Raw genomic sequence first — 24329 nt, forward strand, 5'->3', positions numbered from 1 at the left:
GAGGTCCTTACGAAATGATCCACGAGTTGAACCGCTCGGTGACCTTCTGGCGATTCTCTTCCCACCACTGCGGGCTGGGCAGCTTCATGTCCTTGATGTTCTCCGGAGCCGTCGGCAGCAAGCTCGCGCGCGCCTTGTCGATGAACTCGAAGGACTTCTTGTTGGTCGGGCCATACGCGAGCGTGCGCGTGAGCACGGCCTGGCGCTTCGCGTCGGCGCAGAAGCGCACGAACTGCTTCGCGGCGTCGGCGCGCGGCGTGCCCTTCGGAATGCCCCAGCCTTCGATCGAATACAAGCCCTGATTCCACACGATGTTGACGGGCGCGCCGCTGTCCTTCGCGGCTTGCGCGCGGCCGTTCCACGTCGAGATCATGTCGACGTCGCCGCTCTGGATCGCCTGCATCGCCTGCGCGCCGGAGGTCCACCAGATGCTGATGTGCGGCTTGATCTTGTCGAGGCTCTTGAACGCACGGTCCACGTCGAGCGGATAGAGCTTGTCGAGCGGCACGCCGTCGGCGAGCAGCGCCTGCTCGAGCGTGTCGAGCGGACTGCGGCGCAGGCAGCGCCGGCCCGGGAATTTCTTCACGTCCCAGAAGTCCGCCCACGACTTCGGGCCGTTGTCCTTGAACTTGTCCGCGCGATAGGCGAGCACGGTCGAATACACGTCGACGCCCAGCCAGTTCGGCGTGATCGCCTCGGGCATGATGTCCGGATAATCGCTCGCCTTCAGACCGATCGGTTCGAGCAGGCCCTTCGCCTCCAGATACGGGATGTCGGCGGACAGCGTCAGCGTGGTGACGTCCCACACGTAGTTCTTCGTCTGCACCATCGCGGCGAACTGGGCGACCGGCTGCGACTCGCGCGCCACGCTCACGACCTTGATGCCCGTCGCTTTCTCGAACGGGTCGTAGAAGGCTTCACGATAAGCGGTCGTGTACGGGCCGCCCGGGTCCGACACTACGATCTGCTTCGATTGCGCCCGCGCGGCGATGGGCAGCGCACCGGCCACGGCGAGCGCGCCCGCGCTCTGCAGGATGCGGCGGCGCGCCGGGTTGAAGTCTTGCGTCATGGTTCAGGTCTCCCGCATTGGGGTTGAAAGGAACGGCTCGGCTTCAGCCCGATTTATTTGGCGCGCTTGGCGAAGAACTCTTCCATCATGCGCGCCGGTTCGCCGGAGTCGTAGGCTTCGCGCTGAATGCGCTCCCCTGCCTCGATACAGTCGGCGAAGCCCGCCTCCGTCATCTCGCGGAAACGCTGCTTGTCGAGGCGCATCGCGACGGGCGGCTTGGCGGCGAGTTCGGTGGCGATCTCAAGCGCCTTCTCGAACACCTTGTCCTCGTCGACGAGGTGATGAATCAGCCCGATGCGATGGCACTCCTCCGCATCCATCAGACGGCCGGTGAGCGTGAGCTCGATGGTGCGCGACATGCCGAGCATCGCGTTCATGATCCACGGGCCGGTCGTGCTGGCGATACCCGCGTTGATCTCCGGCTGACCCATGCGCACGCCCGCGTGACCCACGCGGATGTCGCCCAGCAAGGCGACCTGGAAGGCCGAACCCGCCGCGGTGCCGTTGAGCGCCATCACGAGCGGCTTGGAGAGCCCGCGCAGCGCGGCGTAGTAGCGCTGCCACTCCTTGACCCATGCCACGGCGCGCTCGCCGTCGAAATCATGCGCCTCCGAAAGATCCTGCCCGGCCGAGAAAGCCCGGTTGCCGGCGCCCGTCATGATGATCGCGGCGACCTCGTCGTCGGCATTGAAACGGTCCAGCGCCGCGATGATTTTTTCGCGCATCGGCGTGGTCCACGCGTTCAGCCGCTCAGGACGATTCAACGTGATGACCGCGACGCGGCCGTGATTCGAGAACAGGACGTCTTCGCTCATAATTTATCGCATACCGATAGTGGATGGTGTATAGAAATATAGGTTCGTCAAAAATGTGTTGCAAGCGGGTTTACGCGAAGGAGGTGCAACTGGCTTGAAATAAGCGTCTCGCCACGCGTCGAAGCGACGGCGTTTTCGCTGAAAAAAGCCGATGGGAAAGGCGCACGCACGGGCCGGATTCCCCGTGCGCGCATTGCCTTGATGAGAGGTCGGAGCACGCGCCGCGTGAAATGCGGCGGCGCGTCACGCGCGCTGCTTCTGAACGCGCGCCTTGGCGCTTCTGATGGCTTCGTCGAACGACGATTCCGTGGCGACGTGCTGGTTATCGACGCTGACGAGCCAGTGATCCTCCGCCTGGCACCAGCGCACGCGGCGGTCCTGCATGAGCAGCGTGAACCAGGGCCAGACATCGGCATCTTCGGCGTTCGCGCCGGCGGCGGCGACGGCGCGGTCGAAGTCGGTCGTGGTCCTCTTCGGATGCATGGATCGCGAGTCTAGGAAAGACTCCGGCGCCGCGGCCGGTCCGCCACCGAGATCAGTAGTGAGATGAACACGAACAGACAAGTAGACACGGCGGCGATGACCGGAGAAATCTGCGTCGTGGTCTCGTCCCAGAACTGCTTGGGCAGCGTCGTGCTCAATCCACCCGACGAGAACAGCGCGATGGTCAGCTCATCGAACGAGGTGGCGAACGCGAACAGGAACGACGACAGCATGCCCGCGCTCAGGATCGGGAACGTCACGCGCCGCAGCGTCGTGAAGGTGCGTTCGCGACGATCGCGTCCTCGATCAGACCGGCTTCGACGGCTTCTTCGAGCGTCGCCTGCAATGCGGCTTCCATGTCGGCCGCGCCTTGCGTATCCGCCAGCACGACGAGCACATGCCAGTCGTGCGCGCCTTCGAGCGGCGCACGGCGATCCGCCACGTGCTCGACCACGAGTTCCAGTTGCCGCGCGTTCATCAGCTCGAACGCGGACAGGCGAGCGCCGCAATTCGCCTGGAACAAACACCAGCCTGTGCGGCGGCGCGGTTCCCGCCACGGAGGGCGCGGCGCCCGTCGTCATCAGCCTGTCGCGGATGCGTCGGATAGACACGGCAAAATGACGAGCGAATGCCGCTGCGCCGTGGCTATCGTTTCAGATTAGCGCTGTCGCCAGGAGCAAGCATTTTCTTCACGATCAGTGCAAGAGGAATCGTGAAGCAAAAATGCGACATGAATCCGCCGATGATCACTGCGGGGTCCAGATAATTCGGGTGGTTGTCGGAGGCAATCGCAATCGCGACGTGCATGGCTATCCACGCGAATATCGCATAGAACAAGGCCACGAGCGTAGCCTCGAATCCGCGTCGGCGAAAGTACGGCCAGATCAACGCGAACAGCACACCCCAGCCGATCGCGAAGACGAAGTGAATGCCCGTTCCGACGACGTATGCCCAGATTCCAATCGACTCCTGGAACGCCTTGCCGAAGACCAGGCCCGTAGCGTTGCGTGGAATTCCGGCAAGAGGCATCAGGTGCTGCGCGCCGACCCAGACGAGCGCCTCATAAATCCAGATGATGATCGCGCCCGCCAGTCCGCCGGCAGCACCGGCGCGAAGCACCATCTGCAATCGCGATCCTGCATCGGCCAACGAGACCGGGTTCTCGCTGCGTCCACTTCCTGCCACTCCGGCTTTGGTTCCCATGTCCTCTCCTTCATCGAATCGAGTTTCAATGGTCGCGAAGATAGACAGCGCGCCCGCATCGATGAAGAAAGGGTTAACCAGATGGAATCCTGAATGGCGAATCCTTGTGAGCATTGCGCGCCGTTGCGGCTGCGCCGGTCAGTCTTCGCTGGAGGGACGTCGAGCGTCTTCGGGCAGCACTCGAAGGCGCGCCGAAAGTCATACCGAACCAGAATTACCGATAAACAAAACAGATAGCTTTGCGAGGAACTTCGCAACTACGCGACGCGGGAAGGGGCCGACTCTTTCGTTGTGAAACCGTCATCGGCGCCCTCGATCAATCCTGCGCTACGAGGCCGTTTCGACTATAGGCGTCGAACTTGCGGCTGGCCGGGCCGAATGCTCCGCAACCTGTCCGCGCAGCTTGATGAGTGCCAGCACCGTATCGATTGTCGGTGTCGCCTGCCCGACGAGACGCCCCATTTCCTGAACGACGGTGAGGAGCGGATCGATCTCCATCGGACGGTTTGCTTCGAGATCCTGGAGCATCGACGTCTTATGCGCGCCGACGGCGCCCGCGCCATCGATACGCCTTTCGACATCGACACGAAAATGCACGCCAAAGCGATCGGCAATCGCTTTCGCCTCCAGCATCATGGCCTTGGACACGGCCCGCGTGGCGGGGTTACTCGTGATGACATCGAGCGTCGCGTGAGTCAGTGCGCTGATGGGATTGAAGCAGAGATTCCCCCATAGCTTGAGCCAGATTTCATCGCGGATCTTGTCGCGGACAGGTGCATCCAGATCCGCTGCGCTCATGATTTCATGCAACTTCTGGACGCGGTCACTGCGCTCCCCATTGGGTTCGCCGATAGGGAATTTCTTTCCATAGACGTGACGGATCACGCCCGGCGCCACCACCTCCGCCGCCGGGTACACCACGCAACCGATCGCACGCTCCGGCCCGAGCGCGTTCCATTGCGTTCCTCCGGGATCGACGCTTTCGAGCGTCGATCCTTCCAGCGCTCCTCCGTGCTTGTGGAAGTACCAATAGGGAATCCCGTTGACCGCCGTCACGATGGCCGTGTCGGGACCCAGCAAGGTTTGTATCTGACCGACGACGCCCGGCACCGAATGCGCCTTCAACGCGACGATGACGTAATCCTGTTCGCCCAGTTCTCGCGGGTCCGATGCGCATCGAACCTTGACGACGCGCTCCCCGCCATCGATTTGCAGCCGTACTCCGTTCTCCCGCATCGCGGCGAGGTGGGGACCACGCGCGACGAAGCTCACGTCGGCGCCAGCCGACGCCAGTTGCGCGCCAAGATATGCGCCGATCGCACCGGCGCCATAGACACAGATCTTCATCTGTCACTCCCTGTCTCACGTGTCATGAATGCCGATGGCTGAAACACCCTTTCGTTTCAGCCATCGGGGGCGCAAGTCTCAGGCACCCAGATGATTGAGCAGCGCATCGACGCTGCCCTTCGCATCGCCGAACAGCATCCGCGTGTTTTCTTTATAGAAAAGCGGGTTGTCGACACCGGCATAACCCGCGGCCATGCTTCGTTTGGACACGACCACGGTGCGCGCCTTCCACACTTCGAGCACGGGCATGCCGGCGATCGGACTGCCCGGGTCCTCGAGTGCGCCCGGATTCACAATGTCGTTCGCGCCGATCACGAGCACGACGTCCGTGTTGGAAAAGTCTTCGTTGATCTCGTCCATTTCGAGCACGATGTCATAGGGCACCTTTGCCTCAGCAAGCAGCACATTCATGTGCCCCGGCAAGCGGCCCGCCACCGGATGAATGCCGAAGCGCACGTTCACGCCCTGGTTGCGCAGCTTCTTCGTGATCTCGCTGATCGTCGCCTGAGCCTGCGCGACGGCCATGCCGTAGCCCGGCACGATGACGACTTCCGACGCATCGCGCAGCAGCGAGCCGACTTCATCGACCGTCACCGGCGCGATTTCACCTTCGATCGCAGTCGCTGCGGTCGACGTCGCCGTGCCGAACCCTCCGAGAATCACCGAGAGGAACTTGCGGTTCATCGCGCGGCACATGATGTAGCTCAGAATCGCGCCGCTGGACCCGACCAGCGCGCCGGTCACGATCAGCAGATCGTTGCTGAGCATGAAGCCCGTCGCCGCTGCGGCCCAGCCCGAGTAGCTGTTGAGCATCGAGACGACCACCGGCATGTCCGCGCCGCCGATCGCCATCACCAGATGCACGCCGAGCAGCGCGGCGATGGCGGTCATCGTCAGCAGCGAGCTGATGCCGACTTCAGCGTCGGGCGCAGTGAGGAACACGTAGCCGAGCGCAAGGCACGCGAACACGCCGACGAGATTCAGCGTGTGCCGCATCGGCAGCAGCAATGGCTTGCCTCCGACGATGCCCTGCAACTTCAGGAACGCGGCGATCGATCCGGTGAACGTGACCGCGCCGATGAACACGCCGAGGTAAATCTCGCCGTCGTGGACCGCTTGCGCCGCGCCGCCGGACGCCGCTGCTGACGCCGGCGACAGGTAGCTCGCAATGGCGACCAGCACCGCCGCCAGACCCACGAAACTGTGCAGGGCCGCGACGAGCTGCGGCATTTGCGTCATCTCGACGCGTCGCGCCAGCAGCGCGCCGCCCGCTATGCCGATCACCATCAGCACGGCGACGACCGGCAACGCAGCCCCGCCTTTGAGCCATAGGGTCGTGACGATTGCAATGGCCATGCCGGCGACGCCGTAGAGGTTGCCGCGTCGGGCCGTCGATGGATGACTGAGCCCGCGCAGGCTCAGGATGAACAGCACGCTCGCCGCCAGATAGGCGATGCTTCCGATTCCGTTTTGCATGTCGATCTCCTTAGCGCTGGAACATGTTCAACATGCGTTGAGTGACGAGAAAGCCACCGGCGATATTGATCGTCGCGATGAGTATCGCCAGGCCGGCGAGAATCGCGATCAGGGTATCCGGGGTGCCGACCTGCAACAGCGCGCCCGTCACGATGATTCCGCTGACCGCATTGGTCACGCTCATCAGCGGCGTGTGCAAGGCGGGCGTCACGTTCCACACGACCTGGAAGCCGACGAAGACCGCGAGCACGAACACGGTGAAGTGCGCGACGAATGCGGGCGGCGCAACGGCGCCCAGCGCCGCGAGCAATACGGCCGCGATGACGAGTCCGGCGACGCCGATCCATCCTGCGCGCCGCTTCTGTTCGACGCTCACGTGAAGCTCCGTGGCAGGCTTGGCGGCGGGCGGCGCAACCGCGGGCTGGGGCTTCCTGGGCATTGGCCACTTCACCTCGCCGCGCAGAACCACCGTCACTCCGCCGATCACCTCGTCGTCGGTGTTGACCACGATCTCGCCGTTCTTCTGCGGCGTCAGCTCGGTCAGCAGATGGCGCAGATTCGTGCCGTACAACTGGCTCGATTGCGTCGCCATGCGCGATGGAAGATCCGTATAGCCGACGATCGTCACGCCCTCCACGGACGCCGCTTCACCCGGCCGTGTCAGTTCGCAGTTGCCGCCCTGCTCCGCCGCCATGTCGACGATCACGCTGCCGTGGCGCATGCTGCGCACCATGTCGGCGGTGATGAGTTTCGGTGCGGGCTTGCCCGGGATCAGCGCGGTCGTCACGATGATGTCGACCTCCTTCGCCTGCGCGGCGAACAGCGCCATTTCCGCGGCGATGAATTCCGGGCTCATCTCTTTCGCGTAGCCACCGCTGCCGCTGCCGTCCTCCGCATAGTCGAGATCGAGGAACTCCGCGCCCATGCTCTCGACCTGCTGCCGCACCTCGGGCCGCGTATCGAAAGCACGCACAATCGCGCCCATGCTGCGCGCCGCGCCGATCGCCGCCAGTCCCGCGACGCCGGCGCCGATCACCATCACTTTTGCCGGGGCGATCTTGCCCGCCGCCGTGATCTGTCCCATGAAGCCACGGCCGAACTGGTGCGCGGCTTCGATGATCGCGCGATAGCCCGCCATATTGGCCATCGAGCTCAATGCATCGAGCTTTTGCGCGCGCGAGATGCGCGGCACGCAGTCCATCGCGAGCACCGTGACATTGCGTGCGGCGAGGCGCGTCAACAGCGCGGCGTTCTGCGCCGGCCAGACGAAGCTGATCAGCGTCGTTCCTTCGCGCAGCCACTCGACTTCATCGCCCACCGGCGCGATGGAAGGCGCGCGCACCTTGACGACGATGTCCGCGTCCGAATAAAGCGACGCCGTGTCCGGTGCGATATGCGCGCCCGCGGCGCGATAGGCCTCGTCAGCGAATGCGGCGAGCTCGCCCGCGCCGGTTTCGACGGTGACCTCGAAGCCGAGCTTCAGCAGATGTCCGACTACTTCCGGCGTCAACGCGACGCGACGTTCCCCGGGATAGCGCTCCCGTGGCACTGCAATCATCATTGGCATGACTAATTTCCCAATCGACGTTTTGAATTTTTTGAGCGGCATGCGCCTCGAATGCGCTCGAATGCGCTTATCGTGCTTCGGCCGTCGCGAGTACTTCGGACACGCGGTTCGTCAGTCTGCCGATGCCTTCGATCGAAACCTCGACCGTCGCGCCGTCGCGCATCGAACCCACGCCCAGCGAAGTGCCGCATGCGATCACGTCGCCTGGCAGCAAGGTCATGTCGCGGGAAATGCGGCTCACCTGTTCCAGCGGCGAAAACGCCATGTCGGCGAGCGGATAGTTCTGCCGTTCGACCCCGTCGAGTGTCGTTACGACATGGGCGGCTTTCCAGTCGAACCCGGTTGCGATCGCCGGACCGATGCAACCGAACGTGTCGTAGCCTTTCGCGCGACACCATTGCGCGAAGTTCGCGTCTTCGAACAGCAGATCGGCGGCCGTGACGTCGTTCACGCACGTATAGCCGAATATGTAATCGGCGGCTTCCTCGACGCTCACGTTGCTGCATCGCTTTCCGATCACGATGCCGAGTTCGCCTTCATAGACGATCTTGCCGCCGTATGCCACGGGGCGCCGGATCGTGTCGCCCGGTCCCGCGAGAGACGTCGAGGGCTTGATCAGAAACAGCGGATGTGTGGGCAACGCCTTGCCGAGCTTCGCGGAGAGCGCATGAAAGTTGTTCCATAACGCGACGATCCGGCTCGGCACACACGGACTCGTGAGCTGTACCTCTGCGATGTCGAAGGTTCGCCCTGTCTCACGCGGCGAGGCGAACATGTCGCCGTCGTATTCGACCACGCGTGCGCCCTCGAGCAAGCCAAAACCAGTGCGGCCGTTACCCTTGGCCGTCGTGTGCGTATAGCGGATCCACAAGCTCATAATGAAGTTTTCCCGATGTCGCAAAACCGTTCGCGCTGATGCGTGGATCTCGTCCGCACGCACGCAGCCGCCTGCGCCTCGCGTCAGCCCGAAGCTGTCGCGTGGTACGAATAGTTGGTCAGTTCCTGGTCGGTCAGCCGCGAATGCGGGCATCGAGTGAAGCGGCCGGCGGGATGAGTGGCCGCTTCTTTACTCAGCTCCGTCCGTGCGCATCTTTTGGTGCGCGGACGCGAGCTGTTATCTCCTGATTGCTTTTAATTCTGTGAAGCGATGCATGCTCACGCGTTGGCGTTCGCCTCCAGCTCGGCAATGCGCTTGCGCAGCGCACGGTCTTCCTGAAAGCGCGCCGTCTCATCGCGGATGATCGCGACGATGCCCGTCACTTCGCCTTGCGGCGATTGCAGCAGCGCGACAGTGAACGCAATCGACATCGATCGACCGGCCTTATCGACGGCCGGGACCTTGAGCAGATCGTGTCCATAACGCGTCTCGCCGGTCGCCATGGTCTTGTGATAGCCGTCCCAATGACGGCCGCGCAGGCGTTCCGGAATGATCAGATCGAGCGACTGACCCATTGCCTCGCTCTGGGTAAAGCCGAACATGCGCTCCGCCGCGGGATTCCATAGCGTGATCGCTCCGCTCGCATCCGAAATGATCACGGCGTCGCCAATCGCATTGACGAGCTGTTCGTAGTCGATTGTGTGGGTCATAAAGTATTCCGGATCGTGGGGTATGAATCGAAGCTTACACCTCGATCGATCTGTTTCTTATAAGGGGCGCTGCCCGAAGGCAGCGCGCTCCTTTGACTGCAAGACTGCAAGACTGCAAGACTGCAAAACTACAAAACTACAAAACTACAAAACTACGCAACTACAAAACTACGCAACCACGTCAGACAGCGCCCGTTTCCTGCATCTGCGCGACCTGCTCCTTGCTATAGCCCAGCTCGGCCAGCACTTCCGCCGTGTGCTCGCCAAGCAGCGGCGAGCTCTTGATTTCCGGCTTCAGGTCCGAGAACTTGATCGGGCTGCCGACCGTGAGGTACTTGCCGCGCACCTTGTGATCCACTTCGACGATGGAACCGCTCTTGCGCAACGATTCGTCGTTCGCGAGTTCCTTCATGGTCAGCACCGGCGCGCAGGGAATATCGAACTTGCGCAGGATATCGACTGCTTCGTACTTGGTCTTGTCGGCGAGCCATGCTTCGATCTTGCCGAAGATATCGAAGATGTGCGGCTGACGTGCTTCGGCCGTGTTGTAGTCCGGGTCGTCGATCCATTGTTCCTTGCCGATGGCACGGCAGATCGGCGCCCACGCGTGACCCTGAATCGTGAAGTAGATGTAGGCGTTCGGATCGGTTTCCCAGCCCTTGCACTTGAGCACCCAGCCCGGCTGGCCGCCGCCGCCCGCATTGCCGCCACGCGGCACGACGTCGCTGAACGTGCCGTGAGGATACTGCGGATATTCCTCCAGATAGCCCACGCGATCCAGACGTTGCTGATCGCGCAGCTTCACGCGGCACAGATTGAGCACGCTGTCCTGCATCGAAACGGCGACCTTCTGCCCCTTGCCCGTTTGCTGACGGCCGATGATCGCCGTCAGAATGCCGATCGCGAGATGCATGCCGGTGTTGCTGTCGCCGAGCGCCGCCGCGCTGATGGTCGGCGGACCATCCCAGAAGCCCGTCGTCGATGCCGCGCCACCCGCGCATTGTGCGACGTTCTCGTAGACTTTCAGGTCATCGTAGTGATGGCCGTCGCTGAAGCCCTTGACGGACGCCACGATCATCTTCGGGTTCAGCGCCTTGATGTTCTCCCAGGAAAAGCCCATCCGGTCCAGCGCGCCCGGTCCAAAGTTCTCGACCAGCACATCCGATTCCTTGATGAGCTTGGTCAACACTTCCTTGCCTTCGGCCTTTTTCGTGTCGAGCGTCAACGAGCGCTTGTTGCTGTTGAGCATCGTGAAATACAGGGCATCTGCGTCCGGAATGTCGCGCAACTGGTTACGCGTGACGTCGCCCGATCCGGGACGTTCCACCTTGATCACGTCCGCGCCGAACCATGCCAGCATCTGGGTGCATGCGGGACCGGCCTGCACGTGCGTGAAGTCAATGATCTTGATGCCTTCGAGTGGTTTGTTGCTCAAGGGATTCTCCTGGGTGGCTCGTCTTGGTTACTTTTTCGATGCCGCGGTTTGCGGGTTCAGATTCGTCAGGCGACCGCTCTCCGTGCCGGCCGTTTCGTCGATCACTGCGTTGATCAGCGTCGGCTTGCCCGACTTGATCGCTTCTTCCAGTGCATGCGTGAGCTCTTCCGGCGTGGTCGCATGGAAGCCGATGCCGCCGAACGCCTCGATCATCTTGTCGTAGCGCGCGTTCTTCACGAACACGGTCGGCGCGACGTCCTTGCCGCCGGTCGGATTCACATCGGTGCCGCGATACACGCCGTTGTTGTTGAACACGATCGTGCAGACCGGCAAGTCGTATCGGCAGATGGTTTCGAGTTCCATGCCGCTGAAGCCGAAAGCGCTGTCGCCCTCGATCGCGACGACCTGCTTGCCGCTCGTCACCGCCGCGCCGATCGAGAAGCCCATGCCGATGCCCATGATTCCCCACGTGCCCGAATCGAAACGCTTGCGCGGCTCATACATGTCGATGATGCTGCGCGCATAGTCGAGCGTGTTCGCGCCTTCATTGACGACGTTGATGTCCGGGCGCGTCTTCAGCACGTCGCGGATGGCGCGCAGCGCGCTGTGGAAATTCATCGGCGACGGATTCTTCGCGAGCGTCGCCGCCATCTTTTCGAGGTTCTTGTTCTTGCGCTCGTTGATCGCGCCCGTCCATTCGACGGACGGCTTCGGGAAGCCCGCACCGATGCCCGCGACGAGCGCCGACACACACGAGCCGATGTCGCCGATCACCGGTGCGGCGATCGCGACGTTGCTGTCGATTTCCGTCGGCGAGATGTCGATCTGCACGAACTGCTTGGGCGCCGCGCCCCAGGTCTTGCCCTTGCCGTGCGCCAGCAGCCAGTTCAGACGCGCGCCGATCAGCACCACGCAATCCGCTTCCTGCAGCACGAACGAACGCGCCGCCGAAGCCGATTGCGCATGCGTGTCGGGCAGCAGGCCCTTCGCCATCGACATCGGCAGATACGGAATGCCGCTCTTCTCGACCAGCTCGCGAATCTGCGCGTCCGCCTGCGCGTAAGCCGCGCCCTTGCCCAGCAGGATCAGCGGACGCTTCGCTTTCTTGATCACGTCGAGGGCGCGCTGCACCGAGTCCGGCGAGGGCAACTGACGCGGCGCGGCATCGATGACCTTGATGAGCGATTGCTGGCCCTTGAGCGCGTCCATCGTCTGCGACAGCAGCTTGGCGGGCAGATCGAGATACACGCCGCCCGGACGGCCCGACACGGCTGCACGGATCGCACGCGCGATGCCGATGCCGATGTCCTCCGCATGCAGCACGCGGTAGGCAGCCTTTGCATAAGGCTTCGCCGCGTTCAGCTGGTCCATCTCTTCGTAGTCGCCCTGCTGCAGATCGACGATCTCGCGCTCGCTCGAGCCGCTGATGAGGATCATCGGGAAGCAATTCGTGGTCGCGTTGGCAAGCGCGGTCAGGCCGTTCAAAAAGCCGGGCGCCGACACCGTCAGGCAAATGCCCGGCTTCTGCGTCATGTAGCCGGCGATCGCGGCGGCATTGCCCGCATGCTGCTCATGGCGAAAACCGATGAAGCGCATGCCTTCCGCCTGCGCGAGTCGCGCCAGGTCGGTGATAGGAATTCCGACAAGACCGAAGATCGTGTCAATGTCGTTCAGCTTCAGCGCATCGATGACGAGGTGGAAACCGTCGGTCATTTGCGGCGCCTTCACTTCAGCGACTTCCTGTGTTCCTACCTCGAGTACGTCTGCCATTTGTCTCCCCCAGAGGGCCGTTTGTGTTGGTGATATACTAGATACCAGATACCGTATTTGTCAAAACCTATTTTATAGGTAGAAACAAGGAGGCGGCGCGATCTGGCGCGTCGCCAGAGCTTTGTGCGGCGACATCGGCTGAATGGAAACAACGAAGCCTTGCGCCTGTAGACGATCGCGCGGGGCATCGAATGCGATGCAAGCCGGGCGCTCGCCAAACGCGACAAAGGCCGCGGACATCAGTCACGCGGCCTTCGCATTTCTTAAACGGAATCGTGCTGTCGGACGTCTTCAGCGAGCCGACGACTTGCTTGGCGCATCCGTCCAGTCAGCCGGAAAGGACAGGTCGATGGACGTCTGCGGCGAAGTCTGCGTGATCGTGTTCTCTATCCAGCGTCGACGCATTGGCGCGAGTACGAACTTGGCGCACACGCCCGCCGCTATCGATGTAATCGCGGTCGCGATGAACACCGTGTTCCATGAGCCGAACGACGCCAGCACCGAGGCGAGCGGCACCAGCATGGAGGCTGTTCCCTTGGCCGTGTATAGCGTGCCCGCGTTGGCGGCGGCGTATTTGCTGCCGAAGGTGTCCGCGCAGGTCGCCGGGAAGATCGAAAAAATCTCGCCCCAGCACAGGAAGGTCAGCGCCGCGAACAGCATGAACATATAAGGACTCTGCCCGAATTGCATCAACCCGAGCAGCGCGACGCCTTCGCCCAGGAAGATGATGAACATGGTGTTCTCGCGGCCGATCTTGTCCGAGACGAAGCCGCACAGCGGTCGCGTAAAGCCGTTGCACAGGTTGTCGATGGACAGTGTCATCGCGAGCAGCGGCAAGGTCGCGCCGAAGAGACTCACCGGCATGCTGGCGAAGCCGTATTCCTTCGCGATCGGCCCGAACTGCGCGGTGGCGATCACGCCGCCCGCCGCGACCGCTACGAACATCAGATACAGCACCCAGAAGACGGGCGCCCGCACCATCTGCGCGGTCGTGTAGTCGATTTTCGTCGCCACGATGCGCTTGGCCGCGACGATGCCCTTCGGCGGATTCGGACGCACGAGCAAGAGCGCCAGCAGGAAGATGCACACGCCCTGGAAGATGCCGAAGAACATGAACGCATGCTCGTAGCCCGAGCTCTGGATCATGTTGGAGATCGGGATCACGGTCACCGCCGCGCCGGCGCCGAAGCCCGCCGCCGTCAGACCGGCTGCGAGACCGCGCTTGTCCGGGAACCATTTGAGCGCCGTGCCGACGCACGTGCCGTACACGCAACCCGCGCCGATCCCGGCGATCACGGCGGCGGCGTACAGATGCACGAGCGTGGTGGCGTGCGCGTTGATGATCCAGCCGATCGCCGCGCAAATCGCGCCGCCCATCACGACCGGGCGCGGTCCGAATTTGTCGACTAGCCAGCCTTCGACCGGAACGAGCCACGTTTCTGTCACGATGAAAATCGTGAACGCGAGCTGAATCGCCGCTTGCCCCCAATGGTGTTTCGCGTCCATCGGCATGACGAACAGCGTCCATGCGTACTGGAAGTTGGCGACCAGCCCCATGCAGACGATGCCGATCACCAACTGCACCCACCTGTTATGACGACCTCCGTGCGACTGCCCGGCCACTGCCGTATCTGCGCTTGCCATGTCTGTCTCCGTTATGTGTCATTGCGCTCGTTTGGCGCCTGGTGTACTTCAAAAAGCCGATGCGGTGCATCGATGGCGGGTCACTCAGGGGACATGCCCGGTCCCCGCGGCGTGCGCGCGCGGGTGGCGATTCGACGGGGCAGCGGTTTCGCCCGAGCCTTACGACCAGCCGGAAAACACGCGACCATCGTGCGGCAGAAAAACGATAAGAGAAAGTTATAAAAAGTTACGATATAGATTCATGATAATGAATGGATCGAAGCGCGGACGGGTCGTCCATCCGATGGCTTAAGGCTGTCATCAGTCTCGAGCGCTAGTCTTCCGACACACTCTTCGATCGATTCGAAACCGCTTTCAACGAGAGAGACATCGACCGGAAACATGGACACACAACCAGACCCATCCAACCTGTTTTCGGGTCGCGGCACGCTTGCGTCGCGGGTCGCGCTCGGCCGCGCGGCGCGCGAACAGGCGCCGCGAGCGACGCTTGCCGAGTGCAAGATCGGCAAGCGCGATCCGCTCGCGCTGCTCGAGGCATCCAACGTGGGCCGCGTCCCCGAGCTGATTCCCATCCGCTACGGGCGCATGCTGGCGAACCCTTTCGCGTTCTATCGGGGCGCCGCGCCCTTGATGGCCTTCGACCTGTCGCGCTTGCCGCGCACCGATATCGTGGTGCAGCTCGGCGGCGACGCGCATCTGGCGAACTTCGGCCTGTTCGCGAGTCCGGAGCGGCGGATTCTTTTCGGACCGAACGACTTCGACGAGACGCTGCCCGGCCCGTTCGACTGGGACGTGCGCAGGCTCGCTGCTTCGTTCGTGATCGCCGCACGCGAACGCGGCTTCGCAACGGCCGACCAGCGCCGCATTGTCCGGCGTCTGTGCGAGACCTTCCGCGAGCGGATCGCCGCATTCAGCAAAATGGATACGCTCGACGTCTGGTACTACCAGCTCAAGTCGACGACCTTGCTCGCCATTGCCGATTCGGCCGAGGAACGAAGCAAGGAGCTCGCGGTTATCGACAAGGCGCGCTTGCAGTCCTCGCGCTCGGTGATGAGCCACTCGACCGAACTCGTCAACGGCAGGCTGCGCATCAGGGAGCTGCCGCCGCTCGTGTATCACATCCCGCTCTCGAACAAGCGCGAACACAAGCAGTACGACGACATGATCCGCCGCTTCTTCGCCGACTACCGGCTTACGCTCTCCGATGAAAGGCGCGCGCTGTTCGACCGTTACGAACTGGTCGATGTCGCGATTCGCGTCGTCGGGATCGGCTCGGTGGGAACGCGCTGTTACGAAGCGCTCTTCATGGCCGACGGAGAATGCCCGCTCTTCCTGCAACTCAAGGAGGCGCGCGCTTCAGTGCTGGAAGGGTATCTTCCCGCGAGCCGCTTCCCGAATCATGGCCAGCGCGTGGTGACGGGCCAGCGGATGCTGCAATCGGCCAGCGACATCTTCCTGGGCTGGTCCAAGATGCATCACACGGGCAACGACTTCTATGTGAGGCAGTTGCGCGACATGAAAGGCGCGTTCGACTTCACCACGTTCGACGTCGAAGACCTGGCCGAATACGCGGTCTCCTGCGGCAGCGCGCTGGCGCAGTCGATGGCCAAAGCCGGCGATCCCGCGCTGATCGCCGGATACGTCGGCAAGGCGAGGGCCTTCGATGCGGCCATCGAACGCTTCGCTTTGGCTTATGCGGAGCAGAACGAGGCGGACTGGTCCGCGCTCAAGTCGGCCGTCAAGGCGGGGCGAATCCAGGCGACGCGCGAGTGAGCATCGAAAGGTTCGGGCGCGTCGTTTGGGGGGCAAAGATTTCAGCGGCGCGCGCACCGAAGCTATTTCCATACAACCGTGATTCAAAGCTTGACGCCGATTCAGAGAGGTTCATAAAATTCAGAATCTTCACGAATGGGGCGAATGCCTTGGACGCTTGCAGTAGTCGACCTTCGAATCCGTTTTCCGCCTGAGCGACTCACGTCCGCGCCTCATTAACGCCGCCGTTTGTCATCCAGGCAAGCGGTGCGCGCCGTAGTACTTCGCCGTAACTCACCCGTGCACCCCGATTAGCGCCGAACCGCGCGATGCCGTTGCGCTCGCGCCGTCCGGTTTCACCGCCGCCCGGCACGCGGCCGCGTTTGCGCACGCCTTTCGCATCTTTCGCATGGCGTGCGCACGCGGTCCCGCGCCGGACGGCCGCCACGTCACATAAACATTACCTGCCACGGGGTGCATCATGTCCACGCCAACCAACGTTTCGCCGCCCGGCGCGCCGCGCGCCGCCGTACTCGACGAGGCGCACATCGGCGACATTCGCGGCGCGTTCGGCTCGATCGCGCATCACGACACCGCGCCGCGCGGCACCTGGTGGGCGCGTTTGCGCACGCTGCTGGCGATACTCGGGCCCGGCCTCATCGTGATGGTCGGAGACAACGACGCGGGCGCGTTCGGCACCTACACGCAGGCAGGCCAGAATTACGGGACCACGCTGCTCTGGACCATGCTGCTGCTCGTGCCCGTGCTCTACGTCAATCAGGAGATGGTGCTGCGTCTCGGCGCTGTGACCGGCGTCGGCCACGCGCGGCTGATCTTCGAGCGCTTCGGCAGGTTCTGGGGCGCGTTCAGCGTCATCGATCTCTTCCTGCTCAACGCGCTGACCATCGTCACCGAGTTCATCGGGATCACGTTCGTGCTGGACTTCTTCGGCATGCCCAAGGTCGCGGGCGTCTGCATCGCCGCCGCGCTGACGATGGCCGCGGTCAGCACCGGCGACTTCAGGCGCTTCGAGCGCTTCGCGGTGGTGCTGTGCGTGCTGAGCCTGGTGCTCGTGCCGGTGCTCGTCACGATCCATCCGCCGGTCTCGCAGATGACGCGCGATTTCTTCGTGCCGAACTGGCCCGCGCACGCGAAGCTCTCGGATGTGATGCTGCTCGTGATCGGCATCGTGGGCACGACGGTCGCGCCGTGGCAACTCTTCTTCCAGCAGAGCTATGTGATCGACAAGCGCATCACGCCGCGCTTCATGAAGTACGAGAAAGCGGATCTGTGGATCGGCATCGTGTTCGTGCTGATCGGCGCGGTCGCGATGATGAGCTTCACCGCGGCGCTGTTCTCGGGCCGTCCGGAGTTCGGCAATTTCACCGACGCGGGCGGCGTGATCGCCGGCCTCGAAAAATACGCGGGCCGCACAGGAGCCACGCTGTTCGCGGTCGCCCTGCTCGACGCGAGCATCATCGGGGCGGCGGCCGTGTCGCTTTCGACCGCGTACGCGATCGGCGACGTGTTCAAGATTCGCCATTCGCTGCATCGCGGCGTGACGGACGCGAAGGGCTTCTATCTCGTGTACTTCGGGATCGTCGCGCTCGCGGCGGCCATCGTGCTGATCCCGGGCAGCCCGCTCGGCCTGCTGACGGAAGCGGTGCAGACGCTAGCGGGCGTGCTGCTGCCGAGCGCAACCGTGTTCCTGCTCCTGCTGTGCAACGACCGCGCCGTGCTCGGTCCGTGGGTCAATTCGAAGAAGCTGAACCTGTTCACCGGCGCGGTGATATGGGTGCTCGTGATGCTGTCGATCATCCTGACCGCATCCGTGATGTATCCGGATATCAGCGGCGAGACGATGATCGGCGTGCTCGCCGGCGGCACTGTGCTTGCCGTCGTCGGGTTCGCGGGCGCGATGCTGTCGCGCCGCGCCCGCCCGGCGACGCAGGCGCTCATCGACCGCACGCAGCGCGACACATGGCGCATGCCGGCGCTCGACACGCTCGCGCCGCAGCACATGACCCTCGCGACGCGGGTCTGGATGGGCGTGCTGCGCGGCTATCTGGTGATCGCGGTCGGTCTCGTGATCTTCAAGGTGCTGCAGATGACCGTGTTCAAGTAGCGCACGAATTGCGAGTCAGTGAACGGCAATGGCCGCGTTGAAGATCAGCACCATGATCAAGCCCACCACGGCGACGATGGATTGAACCACCGAGATGGTCTTGGTTGCCTCACCCATGGTCATGCCGAAGGACTCCTTGACCATCCAGAAGCCAGCGTGATTCGCATAGTTGAAGAACAGCGAGCCGCAGCCAATGGACAAGGCCAGCAAAGGCAGGTTCAGGCTGGGATCGGCGCCGGCCAACGGTGCGAGCAAGCCAGCCGCGCCCACGATGCCCACGGTAGCGGAGCCGGTGGACACGGAGAGCAGCATGGCGATCAGCCAGCCCAGAATCAGAGGGGGAAAGGCAATCTGCTGCGTCAGATGCACGATGGCGTCGCCCACCTTCGCATCGGTCAGCATTTGCTGGAAGGCCCCGCCCCCCGCGATGATCATGATGATGGAGGCAATGGGCTTGAGACTCTTGCCCAGCGCTTCGCGCAGTTTTTCCGCATCGCCTCCGCGCGCGATGACCAGCGCCACGGCGGCGAACAGCACGCCGAGCAGCATGGCGATCAAGGGATTCCCCAGGAAGCTCGCCACATGCATCGCCGCACTCTTCTTCGGCAACACCATTTCGCATACGGCGTGAACCAGCATCAGGATGGCGGGCAGCAAGGCTGCCAGCACGCCGAGCCCGACGCCGGGCCGGGAACCACTGTCGGCCTTCTCCGCGACGGTGAACTGATCCAGCAGAGCCTGATCGGGCGTGGTGCTCATGCGCGGTGCAATGAAGGCGCCATAGAGCGGGCCGCCCAGAATCATGGCAGGTACGGCGGCGAGAAAGCCATACAGCATGGTGGGGCCCACCGAGGTTTTAAGCGTGGCGATGGCGGTCAGCGGACCAGGATGGGGCGGGACCATGCCATGCATGGCGGCGAGAGCCGAGATCACGGGAACGCCGACGTACACATAAGCCGAGCCTTTGAAACGAGCGTGGCTTTCGAGCTTGCGCGCCACGCTGAATATCAGGGGCAGCATGACCACCAGACCCACTTCGAAAAACATGGGGATGCCCACGATGAATGCGACCAGCGTCATGGCCCACGGGATCATCCTGTCCGAGGCGCGCTTCAGAATCGCTTCGGCGATTTGCTCCGTGATGCCGGCATCGGCAAGAATCTTGCCCAGCATGGCGCCCAGTGCGATCACTATCCCCACCGCACCCAGTGTCTTGCCCGCGCCGTTGATCAGGTGCTTGACGATGCTTTCCGGCTCCATGCCGGTTGCGAAGCCCACGCCGATGGAAACCACGAGCAAGGCAAGAAGCGGATGCATCTTGATGCGCGACACGATGAGCGCGACCAGCACCAGCACGCTGATCAGAGCGGTGAGCAACAGTTGTATATCGAGTGGGGTCATGAACGACTCTTGGGTCTCGGCATTTGTAAAAGAGTCGAAGTTTATTGCATCGGGCTGGGTTGGTGTGGAGCAATCGACGCCGGCACTGACGTGCTCCCGGTCTCACGCGGCGTGAATGAATTTCATTTGAGGGAGGGTCCGTTCCGGGCCGACCCCAATGATCGAATGCTCACGTATCTTGCCGCGCGCAGACGGACAGCCAATCCGCCGGATGCTCGATATGGCGCAGAAACGTGTCGAGCCCGCTTCGCGAGAGCGATACGCTCGCATGGTTCTCGAGCGGATGAAACAGAAAGCTCGTCTCGCCGTTCAGCTCGACATCGATGACCAGTCGCACGCGTCCCGCCGGGTCATTGATGAGCGCCAGCGGGCTCAGAGAACCCGTCCGGATGCCCAGCAGCTCGAAGAGCGTGTCCGCGGACGCGAACGACAACCGTTTGCTGCCGAGTGCCGAAGCGAGCGCGGCAAGATCGAGCGGCTTCGTGGCCGTCGTCACGACGAGGAAGTATTGGTTCTTCTTGTCCTGCAGGAGCAGATTCTTGCAGCGCACGCCCGCCAGCGACAGCGTCAACGTGCCGGACTCGGACATGTTGAGCACCGGGTCGTGTTCCTCGCACGAGAACGGAATGCCCATCTCTTCGAGCAGCTTGAGAACGTCGTCTTTTCCCTGCATGGTGTCGTTCGTGTTCGTTTGCATCGAAAGATCAGGCATCGAAGACCGGATATGACGCGCGGCGAATGGCGTCGATCGTCTCATCCTGAGACAGCAGGCCGGACTCGTCCAGAATCTTCACCAGAGAACGGCCTTCGCTCACGGATTGCCGCGCGAGCTTGCTCACGCGCGCATAGCCGATCTTCGGCACGAGCGCGGTTGCGACCGCCATCGATTCCAGCAGGTGCGCCTCATTGCGCGCGACATCGGCCTCGATTCCCTTCACGCACTTCTCGCCGAAACGCGCAATCCCGTTGGTGAGCAAGGCGATGCTGTCGAACACGCGGGAAGCCACGACCGGCTCGAAGTGGTTGATCTCCAGTTCGCCGTACTGAACCGCCTGCGCGACCGCTACATCGTTGCCGACGACCGCGAAGCTCAGCTGGATCATCGCCATCGGCAGGACCGGATTCACCTTGCCCGGCATGATGGACGAACCCGCCTGCGCTTCCGGCAGCTTCAACTCCCCGAGTCCTCCAACCGGACCCGACGACAGCACGGTCAGATCGGACGCGATCTTCGCCAGCGACACCGCGCACGTGCGCAGTTCGGCCGAGACGCGCGAGAACACATCCATGTTCTGCATCGCGTCGAACGGATTGGCCGGCGCCTGATATTCGACGCCCGTGACGCTGCGCAGATGCGCGTACACCGCCGCGCGATACCCCGCCGGCGCGCCGAAGCCCGTGCCGATCGCCGTGCCGCCGAGCGGCAGCGTGCGAAGCTTGCCGCGCACCGCGGCCAGCTCTTCCGCCAGGCGCGCCGTCAGGGATGCGTAGCCGCCGAAGAGCTGGCCGAGACGCATCGGCTGCGCATCCTGCAGACAGGTGCGGCCGAGATGCAGGACATCGGCGAACTCGATGGCTTTGCCGTCGAAAAGGCTCGCGAGTTTCGTGACCTCCTCGATGAGCGAGCCGAGCATCGCGTACGTGGCGATCTTCAATGCGGCAGGATAGGCATCGTTGGTCGATTGCGAGCGGTTGACATGGTCGTTCGGATGAACGACCTCGTAGTTGCCGGCGGCGTGCCCCAGGATTTGCTGCGCACGATTCGCGATGACCTCGTTGAAGTTCATGTTGGTCGACGTGCCGCCCGAGCCTTCCATCAGATCGACCACGAGCGAGGCATCGAACTTCCCTTCGATCACTTCCCTGCATGCCGCGACGATCGCCTCGCACTGCTCGCCGTTGATAACCTCGTTGTCGCGATTGGCCAGCGCCGCCGCCCATTTGACCTGCGCGAAAGCGTCGCGAAACGCGGAATAATAGGCGATGTTCAACGGCGACACCGTGAGATTCTCGACCCCGCGAACCGTGTTCACGCCGTACAGCCTGTCACCGGGAATGGCGACTTCGCCGACATAGTCACGTTCGATGCGAGCTTCGCTCTGAGCAGTCTTATTCATGGAGATTCCTTCCGCCAACGGTAATGAGTTTTTCAATGTCCCCGCCAAGCGCGGCCAGCCTCGGCAGGAAAGATGTCTCGATGACTTCGCGCGCCGTATCGCACGCGTCATCGAAGAAAGCGTTGTATTCGTCCCGGCGCGCCACGAGGTACAACGAGCGCTCCAGTCCCAGCTTCTCGACCACATGCGCGGCGACGTTGCCCGCATGCGTGACGCCCTGAAGCAAGCACATCGGCGAGGTAATCGCCCAGCCGATGCCTTCCGCCACCATCGATGTCAAAGCATCGGCGTTGTCCAGTTCGAGCCGCGCCGGTGCGCGAATCTCGACGCGCCGAAGGTATCGCTCGATCTGCATGCCCACTTGCGACGTCCGGTTGAACCTCACGATCGGCATGCTGTTGATCAGCGCGCGCATGTCGTCGATGGTCTTCACTGAAATTCCGAGGCCCTTCGGCGTTATCACGAAGTAGCGTTCGGAAAACAGCCGGTAACGCACGACGTCGTTGGCATCGATCAGCGGGTCGCTCGTGACGATCAGATCGAGGTCGCGGCGCAGAAGCGCTTCGCCCTGTTGCGGGCTCAGGCCCGTGCGAATCGACAACTGCGACACCTTGCCGAGCAGCTTCTTCGTGAAGACCGAGCCGCACGTGGACGCGAACGAATCGACCAGTCCGATGCGCAAGTCGGGCTTGATGCCACGTCCCGCTTCGACGACCTGCGCCTTGAGATTGGCGATTTCCTCGCTCAGCACCGCGCCGCGGTTTCTCAGCGCGATGCCGAACGGAGTCAGCGCCATCGGCCGCGTCGCCCGGTTCACCAGCACGACGCCCAGTTCTTCTTCCAGTTGCCGGATGATCTGCGATACGCCCGACTGCGATATGCCCATCCGCGTCGCCGCGGCGGACATGCTGCCCTCCTCCGCGACGGCGACGAAGACCTGCACGGCGTGCATATCGATGGGTTTGTTCGACGGCATGGCGTGTCCTCGAGTGAACGTCAGCATTCTGGTTCAGGCATCCGCCTGCCGTCATGACGCAAGGACATCAGAGGCGCGTCTTTCGGCCCGACGATGCGGAGATCGCGAACGTGGCGTCGTGATGTCCGGCAGCCTCCAGTGCGTTGCCGGCGACGTCGCCCGACTTCAAGTCGGACAGACTCTCGCTGCCGGTCTCGGGCGCCATGAAGTGACAGAAGACGCCGCCGAAGAGCAGCACCGCGACGCACACGCCCAACGCCGCGTGAATGCCCACCTGCTGGACGGCGATCGGCAGCAGGAACGTGCTGATCGCCGAACCGAAGCGGCTGGAAGCAACCGCGAGGCCCACGCCCGAGGCGCGCAGATGCGTCGGGAAAAGCTCGGGTGGATAGACGAATTCGAGGTTCGCGGCCGCCGAGAGAATGCACGCGAAGATGCCGAAGAAGAGCATCGTACCGATGGGGCCGAAGCTCGCGTACGTCAGCACGGCGAGCCCGAGCGCCGCCAGATAAAACGTTCCGAGCAGGAAGGTGCGGCGGGAAATGCGGTCGATCAGCAGCAGGCCGATCACGGCGCCCGCGAGAAGCAGGACGTTGTAGACGAGCCCGCCGACGAACTTGTCCTTCACGTGCAGCGCCTCGAGAACCTTGGGTGCGAAGGTGCCCAGCGCGAAGTAAGGAATGACCTGACAGGTATAGAACACGCAGCCAACCAGCGTGTTCTTGCGCCAGCGCGGCGAAAACAACTGCGACCATGCGCCTTCGCGTTGCTGCGGCGCTGCGGCCGTTGTCGCGAGCGTGACCTCGGAGCCGAATTTGCGACGCACGATGGCAAGCGCTTCCTCGCCGCGCCCGCGCTTCATGAGCCACATCGGCGACTCGGGCACGATCAGGCGGAACGGAAGAATCAGCAGCGCGGGAACGCCGCTCGCCGCCAGCATGATTCGCCATGCATCGGGTCCGATATCGCGCATGGCGAAGCCCGCGAGGTACGCACCGACATAGCCCGCCGCCCACGCCGCCGCCAGCACGCTCAGCAGACGGCCACGGTAACGGCGCGGCGAGTATTCGGTCACGAGAGACTTGCTCACGACGTAGTCGGCACCCAGAATCAGCCCCAGCGCGAGACGCAAAACCAGCAATTGCGCGGGCGAGGTCACGAAATACTGCGCGGCCGAGACGAGCGCGAAGAGCAGCATGTCCCACGCGAAAATCGTCCGGCGGCCGTACTTGTCCGCGATCGGACCCGCCAGCATGCTGCCGAAGAAGAGTCCTGCGAGCGATGCCGCGCCGAGCAGTCCCATCCACAGCGCATCGAGATGCAGCGGCCCGGCCGCCATGCTCACCGCAATGCCGATGATGCCGAGCACGAAGCCATCGCTGAACTGACCGCCGGTGCCGCTGAACGCAACGCCCACATGAAATGGGCGAAGAGGCAAGTCTTCGAGTAATACCTGTTTGCTCACGTCCGTCTCCTGTCTCTGGTACGGCGCTCATGTCGATGCGCCTTGAAAACCAGTGTAGAGCGGTGACTTCAGAAAAACAGCAGCTGGCTTGACAGTA

The 24329-nt window shown here is 62.9% G+C and carries 20 protein-coding genes and 1 pseudogene; 2 read left to right on the forward strand and 19 right to left on the reverse strand.

The annotated features are described in order from the left end of the window. Positions 1-7: 7 nt before the first annotated feature. From AWB79_RS21110 to oxlT, 14 genes and pseudogenes are all read right to left on the reverse strand, one after another. Positions 8-1069 (reverse strand): ABC transporter substrate-binding protein, encoded by a 1062-nt coding sequence (locus tag AWB79_RS21110; protein WP_061169384.1) that lies wholly within the window; start codon positions 1067-1069, stop codon positions 8-10. Positions 1070-1122: 53 nt separating this feature from the next. Next, complete coding sequence (locus AWB79_RS21115; RefSeq protein WP_061169385.1) at positions 1123-1884, reverse strand: enoyl-CoA hydratase/isomerase family protein; 762 nt, start codon at positions 1882-1884, stop codon at positions 1123-1125. Positions 1885-2127: 243 nt separating this feature from the next. Next, positions 2128-2367 (reverse strand): hypothetical protein, encoded by a 240-nt coding sequence (locus tag AWB79_RS21120; protein ID WP_061169386.1) that lies wholly within the window; start codon positions 2365-2367, stop codon positions 2128-2130. An 11-nt stretch (positions 2368-2378) separates the two neighbouring features. Continuing rightward, positions 2379-2651 (reverse strand): annotated as a pseudogene (locus tag AWB79_RS21125) (ABC transporter permease); the annotation flags it as partial. After that, positions 2624-2845 carry a hypothetical protein gene (locus tag AWB79_RS39610; protein WP_061169388.1) on the reverse strand — a complete coding sequence of 74 codons (222 nt, stop codon included), beginning with the start codon at positions 2843-2845 and terminating at the stop codon, positions 2624-2626. The pseudogene AWB79_RS21125 and the gene AWB79_RS39610, both read right to left, overlap by 28 nt. Before the next feature lie 167 nt (positions 2846-3012). Further along, on the reverse strand, positions 3013-3684 hold the full coding sequence (locus tag AWB79_RS21135) for a hypothetical protein (RefSeq protein ID WP_332459671.1): 672 nt from the start codon (positions 3682-3684) through the stop codon (positions 3013-3015). Positions 3685-3897: 213 nt separating this feature from the next. After that, positions 3898-4917: a 2-dehydropantoate 2-reductase gene (locus AWB79_RS21140; protein ID WP_061169389.1), complete on the reverse strand. Its 1020-nt coding sequence runs from the start codon at positions 4915-4917 to the stop codon at positions 3898-3900. Positions 4918-4995: 78 nt separating this feature from the next. Next, entirely contained in the window at positions 4996-6393 is a 1398-nt protein-coding gene (locus tag AWB79_RS21145) for an NAD(P)(+) transhydrogenase (Re/Si-specific) subunit beta (RefSeq protein WP_061169390.1), read from the reverse strand. 10 nt (positions 6394-6403) lie between these two features. Beyond that, the gene (locus AWB79_RS21150) at positions 6404-7960 is read right to left on the reverse strand and encodes a Re/Si-specific NAD(P)(+) transhydrogenase subunit alpha (protein ID WP_061169391.1); all 1557 of its coding nucleotides are present in this window, start codon (positions 7958-7960) and stop codon (positions 6404-6406) included. Between the two features lie 67 nt (positions 7961-8027). After that, complete coding sequence (locus AWB79_RS21155; protein ID WP_061169392.1) at positions 8028-8837, reverse strand: fumarylacetoacetate hydrolase family protein; 810 nt, start codon at positions 8835-8837, stop codon at positions 8028-8030. Between the two features lie 278 nt (positions 8838-9115). After that, a complete protein-coding gene (locus AWB79_RS21160) occupies positions 9116-9547 on the reverse strand; it encodes a PAS domain-containing protein (protein ID WP_061169393.1) in 432 nt (143 codons plus the stop codon). Between the two features lie 181 nt (positions 9548-9728). Continuing rightward, the gene (gene frc, locus AWB79_RS21165) at positions 9729-10982 is read right to left on the reverse strand and encodes a formyl-CoA transferase (RefSeq protein ID WP_061169394.1); all 1254 of its coding nucleotides are present in this window, start codon (positions 10980-10982) and stop codon (positions 9729-9731) included. A gap of 27 nt (positions 10983-11009) precedes the next feature. After that, entirely contained in the window at positions 11010-12752 is a 1743-nt protein-coding gene (gene oxc, locus AWB79_RS21170; RefSeq protein ID WP_061169395.1) for an oxalyl-CoA decarboxylase, read from the reverse strand. 291 nt (positions 12753-13043) lie between these two features. Beyond that, positions 13044-14396 carry an oxalate/formate MFS antiporter gene (gene oxlT / locus AWB79_RS21175; RefSeq protein ID WP_061169396.1) on the reverse strand — a complete coding sequence of 451 codons (1353 nt, stop codon included), beginning with the start codon at positions 14394-14396 and terminating at the stop codon, positions 13044-13046. A 381-nt stretch (positions 14397-14777) separates the two neighbouring features. Between oxlT and AWB79_RS21180 the strand changes: the two genes are divergently transcribed. Then, positions 14778-16169, forward strand: coding sequence for a DUF2252 domain-containing protein (locus AWB79_RS21180; RefSeq protein ID WP_082862408.1), 1392 nt, complete (start codon positions 14778-14780; stop codon positions 16167-16169). Positions 16170-16629: 460 nt separating this feature from the next. Beyond that, a complete protein-coding gene (locus AWB79_RS21185; RefSeq protein ID WP_061169398.1) occupies positions 16630-18273 on the forward strand; it encodes an Nramp family divalent metal transporter in 1644 nt (547 codons plus the stop codon). Positions 18274-18288: 15 nt separating this feature from the next. Here AWB79_RS21185 and AWB79_RS21190 read toward each other — a convergent pair whose 3' ends face one another. The 5 genes from AWB79_RS21190 to AWB79_RS21210 form a co-directional block, all read right to left on the reverse strand. Further along, the gene (locus AWB79_RS21190; RefSeq protein ID WP_061169399.1) at positions 18289-19674 is read right to left on the reverse strand and encodes a GntP family permease; all 1386 of its coding nucleotides are present in this window, start codon (positions 19672-19674) and stop codon (positions 18289-18291) included. A 169-nt stretch (positions 19675-19843) separates the two neighbouring features. After that, complete coding sequence (locus AWB79_RS21195) at positions 19844-20371, reverse strand: prolyl-tRNA synthetase associated domain-containing protein (RefSeq protein WP_157695816.1); 528 nt, start codon at positions 20369-20371, stop codon at positions 19844-19846. 7 nt (positions 20372-20378) lie between these two features. Next, on the reverse strand, positions 20379-21791 hold the full coding sequence (locus tag AWB79_RS21200) for an aspartate ammonia-lyase (protein WP_061169401.1): 1413 nt from the start codon (positions 21789-21791) through the stop codon (positions 20379-20381). Beyond that, positions 21784-22767 carry a LysR family transcriptional regulator gene (locus AWB79_RS21205; protein ID WP_061169402.1) on the reverse strand — a complete coding sequence of 328 codons (984 nt, stop codon included), beginning with the start codon at positions 22765-22767 and terminating at the stop codon, positions 21784-21786. Before AWB79_RS21205 ends, AWB79_RS21200 begins: the two co-directional genes overlap by 8 nt. Positions 22768-22834: 67 nt before the next feature. After that, positions 22835-24232: an MFS transporter gene (locus tag AWB79_RS21210; RefSeq protein WP_082862410.1), complete on the reverse strand. Its 1398-nt coding sequence runs from the start codon at positions 24230-24232 to the stop codon at positions 22835-22837. Positions 24233-24329 lie beyond the last annotated feature (97 nt).

It is taken from the genome of Caballeronia hypogeia, from assembly GCF_001544875.2.
Classification (GTDB): domain Bacteria; phylum Pseudomonadota; class Gammaproteobacteria; order Burkholderiales; family Burkholderiaceae; genus Caballeronia; species Caballeronia hypogeia.